Origin of the sequence: Halolamina salina, assembly GCF_042678005.1 — an archaeon.
Classification (GTDB): Archaea; Halobacteriota; Halobacteria; order Halobacteriales; family Haloferacaceae; genus Halolamina; species Halolamina salina.
The window spans coordinates 794-5,632 of sequence record NZ_JBHUDH010000091.1; the positions used below are offsets into that span (position 1 = coordinate 794).

Consider the following 4,839-nt stretch of genomic DNA (forward strand, 5'->3'; position numbering starts at 1 on the left):
CGACGCCGATCGCGAGCAGGAGGACGGCCACCGAGAACTGCCCGCCGGTGAACAGCGGCCAGAGCGCGGCGACGACCGCGCCGCCGGCGACCGCCAGCGAGAGGAGTCCGACGACCAGCCGGAAGCCGAACAGCCGCGCGCCCTGCCGCCAGCGGTCGCCCCAGTACTCGCGGATCGACACGCGCTCGCGGCGGAGCGACTCGACGAACACGAACTCCATCACCGCGCCGACCAGCCCCAACACGAGCCCGAGCAGCAGTACCGCGCCGACGATCGCGCCGACGATCGCCCACTCGGTCGGGGTGAGCGAGTTGACGATCTCCGAGTAGCTCGGCAGCTGTCCCGGTTCGCCCGGGCTTCCGGTCGGCGGCGTCCCCCCGCTGAACTGGACGGGGTTGACCGTGCCGGTGCCGCCGAGGAAGAACACCACGACGGCGAGCTTGAGCCAGCGGCCGAGGTCGAACGGCCAGAGGAACGACCGGGTGGCGTCGATGGCGTCGTCCACGTCCTCGAGGGCGGACAGCGTCATCGGTCACCTCCCGCCGGGCCGGAGTCGTAACACGGTGCTCGGGGACCACACTGGAGGGACATACGCGCACCTGTCGGTTCGCACCGAAATATAGCTTCGCACGGCGTGTACGGATGGCCACACGGGGGTCGGAATCCATCTCTGCTCGACGCAGTCGGCCCACGCGTCAGAGTATCGCGACGCCGTTCACCCCGAGGCCGCTGTTCGCGTTCCTGTTCGTCGTCGCGCTGATGCCCGCGGTCTGGCTCGGCCGTCGACGACAGCCCTGAAAAGGGGGTCGCCGGAGCTACGGGAGTCTCGTTGATCGACGACGCGGAGAAAGTGGGTCGGCCAAGATTTGAACTTGGGGCCTGCTCCGTGTGAAGGAGCCGTCATAACCGGACTAGACCACCGACCCTTCACCACGAACAACGCCGAGGGCGGACTTAAGCGTACTGTCTCACTCCTCCCGGCCCTTCCGGAAGGCGGTCACTCGCTCGCGGGCGTTCTCGATCGCCTCGCGGGCCTCGCCCTCGGCGCGCTGCTCCAGATCCTTCAGGTCGGACTGCAGTTTCTCCAGTCGACTCGGCTCCGGCTCCTTCTCGTTCCCCGTCAGTTCTCGAACCCGTTCCTCCAGCGGCTCCAGTTCCTCCTCGACGCCGGCTTTGGCGTGCTCGACTGCCCGACCCAGGTAGTAGCGTGCGTCCTCGAAGTGCTCGGCCATACGACTATGTCGCTCTCGAAAGGTCAAAAGCCTTGAGGCCGGCTCAGTACGTCGGCGACTCCTCGGGGACGCCGTCGCGTTGGTTCACGAGCCGTGCGGCGGTGAACAGGTAGTCCGAGAGCCGGTTCAGGTAGCGGATCGCCTCGGCGTTGACTTCCTCGCCGTCCTGTTCGGCCAGCGCGACCGCGCGCCGCTCGGCGCGGCGCGTGACCGCGCGGGCCTGGTGGAGGCGCGCGCCGGCGTCGCCGCCGCCGGGGAGGATGAAGGAGGTGAGCGGCTCCAGTTCCTCGTCGGCCTCGTCGATCCAGTCCTCCAGTTGCTCGACGTCCTCGGGACCGATCTGGGGGTCGTCCTCGCCGGTGTCGGGGTTGGCGAACTCCGCCTGGACGACGTGGAGGCAGTTCTGGACGCCTTTGAGCTGTTCGTCCACGTCGTCGTACCCCGTCGGGCGCACGCGGCCGACGAGCGCGTTGGCCTCGTCGACGGTGCCGTAGGCTTCGATTCGGTGGCTGGTCTTCGAGACGCGTTCGGCGTTGCCGAGGTCGGTCTGCCCCTCGTCGCCGCGGCCGGTGTAGACGGTCACGCGAGGGTCTGCTCCACGTACTCGACGATGTTCGCGCTCTCGGCCATGGTGACGCCGTGTTCCTCGTCGACGAGGACGGGCACCGCGCGCTGATTGCTCACGCGGGCGACCTCGTCGCGCTCGGAGTGGAGCGCGTCGACCCAGATCGTGTCGTACTCGACGCCCGCTTCCTCGAGGGCGTCGTGGGCTTTCTCACACCACGGGCAGCCGTCCAGTGCGTACAGCGTGACGGACATGGGCGGGGGTTGGGTTCGGCGTGGGAAGTAGCTTGTTACGGCGGTGGCTGATGGCGTGTCTGTTCATCGAGTTGACGAAGGAAGTGCGTCAACCGTAACCGTGGACGCGAGCCGAGATTCCGGTGTTCCGACCGCGAACAGCAACAACACTCGGTGCTAGACCACTTGCGACCGCAACCGCCCCGCACAGCCCACACACCTCCCCAACCGATTCGCTCGTTCGCTTCGCTCACTCGCTCATCCCTCGCGCTCGGCTCGCGCACGGAGGCGCTCGCGCTTCGCGCCGACAGCCACAGCGGTGCGGTAGCGGTGGACGCCTCGCGGCCGCCAGCGGTCGGCGGCCGCGGGGGGAGGGGTGGGGATCGGCGCTGTGCCGGGCCTCGTGCCCGGCACACTGCGGTCACAAGTGGTCTAGCATCGAGATGCCGTCGAGGTCGCTGTTCCAGTTGCCAACGAACGAGATGCGGTCGCAGTCGCGTAATAACCCCTCGAACCGAACAATTCGACCATACCCACGGTACCGATGGAAGAAACGATATCTTCAACACGCTCACGACCGAACTCCACAGCCATGAGCCTCGAAGCCGAACACGAGTGTCCGGAGTGTGGGGAGACCCAGACGTTCTGGAAGGTCGCGGCGATGAACCTCCACCTGGGGAAGAAGACCAAGTGGCAGTGTGAGGAGTGCGACTACGGCTTCATCGAGATCGACGGGATCAGCACCGCACAGCCCGCCTGAACCCCTGCCGATCAGTTTCCGTCCGATCCCTTCTCCGCGCTACTCCTCCTCCAGCGCCTGCCACGAGAGCCGCGGGTTCCGCGCGGCGCTGGTCTGGTCGATCCGCCGGGCAGTCGTCCGACTCGGCGCCTCGTGGCGCTCTTCCTCGGTCGACCCCAGCGCGGCGTCGAACGCCGCAGCCAGATCGTCGAGCGACTGCTTGCTCTCGATCTCGGTCGGCTCGGTCAGCATCGCCTCGGGCACCATCTCCGGCCAGTTCGTCGTCGGCGGGTGGACGCCGAAGTCGAGCATGCGCTTGGCCACGTCGGCGGCCTCGGCGTCGCCGGCCGTCGCCGCGAACTCGTGGTGGAACGGCTCGTACGGCACCTCCAAGTCGATCTGCTCGGCGAGGTAGTTCGCGTTCAGCACCGACTTCGCGCTGGCGTCGCGCAGCCCTTCGTCACCCAGTCGGGCGATGTAGGCGTACGCCTTCACGAGCACGAGCCAGTTCCCCTGGAAGCCGTGAACCTTCCCGATCGCCTCGTCGGTCTCCGTCAGTTCGTAGCCCGAGTCGGTCTCCTCGACTCGGGGGTTCGGGAGGTACGGCTCCAGCTCCTCGGTGACGCCGACGGGGCCGGCGCCCGGCCCGCCGCCGCCGTGGGGCGTCGCGAACGTCTTGTGGACGTTGTAGTGCATGATGTCGAACCCCATATCCCCCGGCCGCGCCCGGCCGAGCAGGGCGTTGAGGTTCGCGCCGTCGTAGTAGAGCAGGCCGCCGGCGTCGTGGACCACGTCCGCGATGTCCTCGATGTCGCGCTCGAACAGCCCCACCGTGTTGGGGTTGGTGAGCATCAGCGCCGCCGTGTCCTCGGACACTGCGGCCTCCAGCGCCTCCATGTCCACCCGGCCGCCCTCGTCGGAGGGGAGTTCGACCACGTCGTAGCCCGCCAGCGCCGCCGTCGCGAAGTTGGTTCCGTGGGCGGAACTCGGGATCAGCACCTCGCTGCGGTCCTCGCCGTTCGCGCGGTGGTACGCCCGGGCGATCGCGATTCCGGTGAACTCACCCGCCGCGCCGGCGGGCGGCTGGAGCGTCACGGCGTCCATCCCGCCGATGCGGGCGAGGTAGTCCTGCAGCCCCGCGAGCAGGCCGAGCGTCCCCTGAATCGAGTCGGCCGAGCGGTCGGGGTGGACCGCCGCGTTGGGGTCGGCGGCCACGTCCTCGGTCACTGGGGGGTTGTACTTCATCGTACACGAGCCGAGCGGATACGGTCCCGACTCGATGCTCCAGTTCATCTGGGAGAGCCGGGTGTAGTGCCGCGCGACCTCCGGCTCCTCGGGGTTGGGCAGCGTGAGTTCGTCCCGGGTCAGGTCGTCCGGCAGCGCGTCGCTGGGCTTGACGGTGTCGCTCCGCTTCTCCGAGAGGAGCGGCTCGTTCTCGTCGTCGCCGACCGCGTACGTCGCTTGGTCGTACGTTCGTCCCGGCTCCCGATCGCTCGTGCCGTCCAGTCCGTTGCCGCTCATGCCGCCACCTCCTCGAACGCCGCGACGAGGTCGTCCGCCGCGTGGGCGTTGGCGTCGGTGATACAGACCTGCAGCCGGTGCTCGCCGATCACGTGGACCGCGAACCCCTCTTCTTCGAGGTCGTCGGCGACGGCTTTCGCGGGCTGATCGGTGCCGACGACGAACTCACGGAAGTGGTGGCGATCGTCGACTGGCGCGCGGAGGCCGGTGATCTCGTCGATGTCGGCGGCCAGATCGCGGGCGAGCGTCACGCAGTCCTCCGCGAGGTCGACGAGACCGTCGGCACCGAGATACGCCGCGTGCATCGCGGCCCGGAGCGCGACCCACGCCTGATTCGTACAGATGTTCGAGGTGGCACGCTCCTTCCGGATGTGCTGCTCGCGGGTCTGCAGCGTCAGCGTGTACGCTCGGGTGCCCGACTCGTCCTCGCTGGCGCCGACGAGCCGGCCCGGCACCTGCCGGAGGAACTCCTCGTCACAGGCGAACAGGCCAAGCCCCATCCCGTAGGCGGCGGGGAGGCCGAGCACGCCGGCCTCGCCGACGACCACG

6 protein-coding genes, 1 tRNA gene and 1 pseudogene (1 of these 8 running past the window's edge) are annotated in these 4,839 nt (G+C 68.6%); 1 reads left to right on the forward strand and 7 read right to left on the reverse strand.

Features of this window, described 5'->3' with window-relative positions:
- From ACFR9S_RS08575 to ACFR9S_RS08595, 5 genes are all read right to left on the reverse strand, one after another.
- On the reverse strand, positions 1-529 hold a 529-nt coding region (locus ACFR9S_RS08575), incomplete at its 3' end, for a DUF7544 domain-containing protein (RefSeq protein ID WP_459077199.1).
- Between the two features lie 322 nt (positions 530-851).
- A tRNA-Val gene (locus ACFR9S_RS08580) sits at positions 852-926 on the reverse strand.
- A 42-nt stretch (positions 927-968) separates the two neighbouring features.
- The gene (locus ACFR9S_RS08585; RefSeq protein ID WP_379732864.1) at positions 969-1,232 is read right to left on the reverse strand and encodes a DUF7553 family protein; all 264 of its coding nucleotides are present in this window, start codon (positions 1,230-1,232) and stop codon (positions 969-971) included.
- 43 nt (positions 1,233-1,275) lie between these two features.
- Positions 1,276-1,815 (reverse strand): cob(I)yrinic acid a,c-diamide adenosyltransferase, encoded by a 540-nt coding sequence (locus ACFR9S_RS08590; protein ID WP_379818428.1) that lies wholly within the window; start codon positions 1,813-1,815, stop codon positions 1,276-1,278.
- Positions 1,812-2,051, reverse strand: a complete 240-nt coding sequence (locus ACFR9S_RS08595) for a glutaredoxin family protein (protein ID WP_379733117.1) — start codon at positions 2,049-2,051, stop codon at positions 1,812-1,814. The genes ACFR9S_RS08590 and ACFR9S_RS08595 overlap by 4 nt, the downstream gene beginning before the upstream one ends.
- A 571-nt stretch (positions 2,052-2,622) precedes the next feature.
- On the opposite strand from ACFR9S_RS08595, the gene ACFR9S_RS08600 reads away from it, so the two are divergent.
- On the forward strand, positions 2,623-2,790 hold the full coding sequence (locus ACFR9S_RS08600) for a DUF7838 family putative zinc beta-ribbon protein (RefSeq protein ID WP_379732144.1): 168 nt from the start codon (positions 2,623-2,625) through the stop codon (positions 2,788-2,790).
- Between the two features lie 39 nt (positions 2,791-2,829).
- On the opposite strand, the gene gcvPB is transcribed toward ACFR9S_RS08600, so the two are convergent.
- Together gcvPB and gcvPA are read right to left on the reverse strand one after the other, a co-directional pair.
- A complete protein-coding gene (gene gcvPB / locus ACFR9S_RS08605; protein ID WP_379732146.1) occupies positions 2,830-4,290 on the reverse strand; it encodes an aminomethyl-transferring glycine dehydrogenase subunit GcvPB in 1,461 nt (486 codons plus the stop codon).
- Positions 4,287-4,839, reverse strand: a pseudogene (gene gcvPA / locus ACFR9S_RS08610) (aminomethyl-transferring glycine dehydrogenase subunit GcvPA); it runs 783 nt beyond the window's last position. Before gcvPA ends, gcvPB begins: the two are co-directional and overlap by 4 nt.

Bases quoted from the DNA above. Each gene is read 5' to 3' on its own strand.
- ACFR9S_RS08585 (WP_379732864.1), bottom strand. From the start codon at position 1,232: ATGGCCGAGCACTTCGAGGACGCACGCTACTACCTGGGTCGGGCAGTC.
- ACFR9S_RS08595 (WP_379733117.1), bottom strand. From the start codon at position 2,051: ATGTCCGTCACGCTGTACGCACTGGACGGCTGCCCGTGGTGTGAGAAA.
- ACFR9S_RS08600 (WP_379732144.1), top strand. From the start codon at position 2,623: ATGAGCCTCGAAGCCGAACACGAGTGTCCGGAGTGTGGGGAGACCCAG.
- gcvPB (WP_379732146.1), bottom strand. From the start codon at position 4,290: ATGAGCGGCAACGGACTGGACGGCACGAGCGATCGGGAGCCGGGACGA.